Genomic DNA, 5264 nt, shown 5'->3' with positions numbered 1-5264 from the left:
AGAAGTGCTTTAGGCAACCCTCTTTCTTGGGGGCATTCACTATCATTTTCTAGTCAATCTAGCGAATTGGACAGTGTTGGATTACAAGTTGTCCCTTTAATATCTCCTGGTGGTCTTTTCTTGATTGGCTCGAAAGAAGAAGTAGATCGAGCTGCTAATATCATGCAAAAAATTGAAGATGGTCTTTCAGGTCCTGCCAAAAAAGAAATCATTCGATACAACGTAAAGCACACTGATCCTGTTGAACTTGGGAAGGTGATTGCGAAAATTTGTCGTATTTTGGCTACTGCAGGGCCTCCTTTAAGTGAAGAAGAAGCTGTTGAGCATATCAAAAATGCAGCATCACAAGTCGAAGAGGAAAGAACTGGAGTCTCTCCGTTGGTAGTTCCTGGTGGATTAGCTAAATTTTCAGAAGAACAGAGAGGTTCTACATGGGGAGACTACAACGTAGTTGTCGATATGAAAACAAGCACTTTATTTTTGGCAATTGAGACATATCTTTCCCAACACATTTTAGATCTGATTAAGAAATTAGATGTCCCAGAAAAAATGGTTAGAATTGATTTTATCTTGTTTGAAAAATCTCTTACTGAACGAGGAGAATCTGGTATTAGCCTTATCTCAATTGGTTCAGAAGCTTCAGGGAATGACTCATCAGGAGTGCGTTTCCCAGGAAGTTCAACTACTTCATTAAGGCGTGATTTTGGAATTCTCCAATTCTTTTTGAGTTCTTCTGCTGAACTGTTACAAATTCCACCATTTGATTTCGCATTTAATTTCCTTGTTGGCCAAGAGGACATTCAAATTCATGCTAATCCATCCCTTCTCACAATGAATGGTACAACTGCAGTCATAAATCTAGTTGAGGAGACATCCGTTAATGTTGGGCAGACTGCTGTTCCTTCTGGGGGATCTACCCTTTTTAAAGACTCATATGTACGAGCTCAATACGGTATTAAGATACGAGTTAAGCCTGTAATTCATGAAGAAGAGAATGAAAGGTACATCACAATGGACTGTGATTTGACGTTTGAATCTCATCGTGGAGGCGTTGAAGGTCGTCCTGAAATACACACACGTAACATTAAAAATCTATGTAGGATTCGTGATCAAGAGAGTGTAATTATAGGTGGTCTCCGCCAAAAAGATATTGAAGATAGACACAATGGCTTACCGATTTTAGGAGAGCTTCCTCTATTTCGGTCATTTTTCGGCTATAACACTATGTCTGATCGTTCTACAGAGACATTTGTTTTAATTCGTCCACAAATCATAGACTCTCTTCAGCAAGACGCCCAAGTTACTCAATTACAAGCTTTAAAAAGGCGTCCGGGAGACCTTCTTCCTGCTCCTTTGAAAAAATATGGAAGAAGGACGGAGGGAATTAGAGCTAAATTACCTCAAACTTTTAAGCTTATCTTTGGTCGATAAATGCAAGAAGATTTTCTTAATAGTTTTGAGGAGGATCTGATTAGGTCTATTCCTTATTCCTTCGCCAAAAAAAACTTGATTTTACCGTTTAAAAAAGATGGAGACGCAGTTTGGATTTGGGCTGCCGATCCTAATAATCTTGATGTGATCGAAGAGACCTCATGGCTTCTTCGTTCTTCAATTCGCACTGAGGCTTGTGACCCAAAAATTCTTTCTGAAAGGATTAATACAGTTTATGAAGGTCGTAAAAGTAGAACTTCCGAACTGTTAGATAATCTTGAAGAAAAAGAAAAGAAGGATTCTGAAGAGTCTTCTCTTGATCTACTTGAGAATAAAGAGAGTAGTCCTATTGTTGCTCTTTTAAATGAAATTTTAAGGGAAGCGATTCAACAAGGTGCCTCTGACATACACTTTGATCCCGTTGAGGATCATCTGCTGATTCGCTATAGGATTGATGGCCTGCTCCATATGAGGCATCAACCTGCTACGGAATTTCAATCACAACTCATTACCAGAATTAAAGTTCTTGCTAAGTTGGACATTGCTGAGCGTCGTCTGCCTCAAGATGGTCGTGTGAAAATGATATATGGTGGTCGCGAGATTGATTTCCGTATTAGCACGACTCCAGTCCTTCACGGTGAAAGAATTGTAATGAGAATTTTGGATCGACATAATATTACTTTGGGACTTGACCACGTTGGCATGCCGGATAGGATTCTTTCTCAGTTTCGTGACATGCTAAGAACCCCTGAGGGAATCATTCTTGTTACTGGTCCTACAGGCAGTGGGAAAACTACTACTTTGTACAGCGCTATTTCTGACATTGTCTCACCTCAGATTAACATTATGACGATTGAGGATCCAGTTGAGTATAAAGTGAAAGATGTTGCTCAGATTCAAGTTTCTCCCAAAATTGGTTTTTCATTTTCCAAAGGATTGAGACAGATTCTCAGACAAGATCCAGACGTCATCATGGTTGGAGAAATTAGAGATATAGAAACAGCAATCATTGCAGTTCAAGCTGCCCTAACAGGGCATCTAGTGGTCTCTACTCTTCATACTAATGATGCACCATCAGCAATCATTCGCCTACGCGATATGGGAATTGAGCCGTATTTAATATCTTCTTCACTTATTGGATCTATAGGGCAACGTCTTGTACGAAAACTTTGTGATTGTAAAAAAGCTAGACCCCCTACTTTAGAAGAAAATCGCATACTCTATCCAGAAGTACCAGATTCAATTTATGAACCAGCTGGATGCTCATCTTGTTTTAATTTGGGTTATAAGGGACGTCTTGGTCTGTATGAACTTATGTTGAATTCTTCTTCCATTCGCAAAGGAACAACACAGGAAGCTGACAGCGCTATTTTACGAGAAAAAGCTAAAGAAGAAGGATATAAATCCCTATACGAACACGGCTTGGAAGTGGTACGTGAAGGCAAGACAACATTGTCTGAGGTGTTACGTGTATCAAAAGGCAGTATCTAAACGTAACCTATCTGGAAATAAACACCTAGCATGAGAAAGAGATTGTTTAGAGTCGTTTTGTATATTTTTATATCCAAAACCGTTGTCTGTAATCAGACAAGGTATGAATTTAGAGCGTAATACTGAGTAAACATTTGCTTCTACCTGCCATCTTCCTTCTGAACGAACGATTGATTTTATCCAGATATAAATTCCAGGTTCATGTGTCTGTCCACTCTTCAATACCTTCAAAGAAAACCTATCTGTGTTTTCATACTGAACTAACAAATAGTCTCCCAATCGTACAGAGATTCTTTGCTGCTTAATTTGAAGAACAACGTGTTCTTCAGAACGAACTGCGGATAGACGTAATTCCCTAATGTTTCCTAAATCAAGGCCTTCTTGAACCTTTGTTAAATAAAGACCTCTCTTAACCCCTCCTTGTAAATCCCAAACAGAAAAAATAAGCCTGTTATCAGTAACCTCTTCCAATTGAAATATGATCTTTCCTCTAGTCCTATCGCCTGGAGCTGCTACCACCCACTCTCCATCTTCTTTGAATAGACAATTGCCTACTTTGATATGTAAAGAAGATTCTGACATTCCTTTTCCACGAAACAGTCCTATATGTTGATAGTGAATTCCTTCACTGTGTTCAAGTAAAAGGTCCTCACCAGCCCATTGAAATCCAACAGAAGATAAATATTGAACATCAAAACCGTTAGCTTCTTTGTTTTGCACTTTCATAGAAGGCAACGGGACAAAAAGATCACCTTCCTCCAGTTCTTTGAATGTGGATGGAGAACGAGCTGAAGAAAACCTAACCCAAATCTCTCCATTCACACGACTGAAATTAACTATCAAAGATGCTGAAATCTTTTCCTTCGTTGGGAAAAGAGATGCGCCCTGCATACTAAATAGGTAATCCACATCCAAAAATGCCTTTATAACTTTTTTGGACCTAGTGAGATATACGTAAAACTCACCTCCACTATTCTCTATGGAAAGATCTGGGCGAGAAGAGAGTGAAAGTAAAGAAAATTGAGTCAAAAGATCCGTCTCTTCAACCCAACCTGAATTAACCTGACCAAAACCAAAAGATCCTATTACCTCTAACGAAACATCTCTAGACGGGAAAGAGTCATCTAAGTTGTCTAACTCATCCAAAGATAAATCCTTCAAAAAGAGACGAGGGGCACCAATAAAAGAAAAGACAATAACTCCGAAAGACAGAAGAGAAATGGTGCGACAAAGTGATCTAATAAAACTAACACGCGAGAAAATTACTTCTGTTACCCGCTCACTCCATGAAGCCAAATGCGATTGCCATCCCAACAAAAGATTCACCTCCCCTCTAATTTGAAAAGACTCACTAAGCCGATATTAAAGCCACACTACCCTTGTTGCCAATACCTCATCATCCTCTTGAAACATGGTCTATGTAGCAAGTTCTCAGTGCAGAACGTATCAAGGAAACAAAATCGAAATGAGCAGGACAAACAGATGATAAAATAGCAGCTTCTTCTGTTGTGATCTCCAAAAGTCCGCACCTAATAGCCTCTTTCCAATCACCAGCCCAGCACGATCTAAGAAGATGAGGAGTTGGAATATCCATTGGCAAAACTCTCTCATATACAGAGTGATCTAATGGAAAAATGTCGTTAGAAGGAAATCCATCTGAACAATATCGAAATTGCAATTTATTCATTAATCTCTCACTCGACACTCTGAAAGGAGGGATTTGTGACATGTCTCCAATTAAGGTCAAACAAGAATCTTGCAAACGAACAAATTGATCCCACTCAATAGCTTCTCCAGAAAAAATATCCCCCGAAATCAATCTATCATCGATACAATCGTATCTATCTTGGATATTTTCTAATAAAACTTTAGCTGAAGTTCCAAGTATGCTTTTCACAAGAATAGTTTCGAAATTCTTTTCTGAAGACGTAACTGAAAAAAAAGATTCAGACCAGTAACGACCTTCTAATCCATGCTTTGCTAAAGAGATAACATCACGTACAGATATAATCCAAACTACATCATCAATCGATTTTACTGGATCTACTAAGTGTACTTGAACAGCTCCATTGCCAATAGGATGCGGTCCACTCAAACAGTGATACTTAATGCCTTCCAAACGCTCTTGTTTAGAGAAAAAGTCATTTTCTCCATGAATAACATACAAATCATCGGTGCAAATTCTTGATAACAAACGCAAACCAAATATGAAGTCACTCCAATAAGAAGAAATCCAAGAAGAGTGGGAAATTGATCCAGGAACACTTTCCAATGCTTTTACAAAAATTGACCTTGGTAAGCAAGATGGATCAGGAATAACATCGAAAGGCAAAGATCGAACA

Annotated in this window: 4 protein-coding genes; 2 read left to right on the top strand and 2 right to left on the bottom strand. The window is 38.8% G+C overall.

Features of this window, described 5'->3' with window-relative positions; all coding sequences use genetic code 11:
- Positions 1-1431, top strand: a 1431-nt coding sequence (locus GCCT14_RS03490; RefSeq protein WP_204592946.1) for a type II secretion system protein GspD, incomplete at its 5' end; no start/stop codon positions are given.
- Positions 1432-2922, top strand: a complete 1491-nt coding sequence (locus GCCT14_RS03485) for a GspE/PulE family protein (RefSeq protein ID WP_108624262.1) — start codon at positions 1432-1434, stop codon at positions 2920-2922.
- Here GCCT14_RS03485 and GCCT14_RS03480 read toward each other — a convergent pair.
- Both GCCT14_RS03480 and GCCT14_RS03475 read right to left on the bottom strand, forming a co-directional pair.
- A complete protein-coding gene (locus GCCT14_RS03480) occupies positions 2905-4248 on the bottom strand; it encodes a hypothetical protein (protein WP_108624261.1) in 1344 nt (447 codons plus the stop codon). The two genes, GCCT14_RS03485 and GCCT14_RS03480, sit on opposite strands and share 18 nt — an antisense overlap.
- 70 nt (positions 4249-4318) lie before the next feature.
- Positions 4319-5264, bottom strand: a 946-nt coding sequence (locus GCCT14_RS03475) for a hypothetical protein (protein ID WP_157952565.1), incomplete at its 5' end; no start/stop codon positions are given.

Source organism: Candidatus Similichlamydia epinepheli (assembly GCF_003056015.1).
Note: the sequence above shows the minus strand (reverse complement) of the source record. Positions and strands in the feature narration are given on the sequence as shown.

Coding starts and splice junctions, on each gene's coding strand:
- GCCT14_RS03485 (WP_108624262.1), top strand. CDS start 1,432: ATGCAAGAAGATTTTCTTAATAGTTTTGAGGAGGATCTGATTAGGTCT.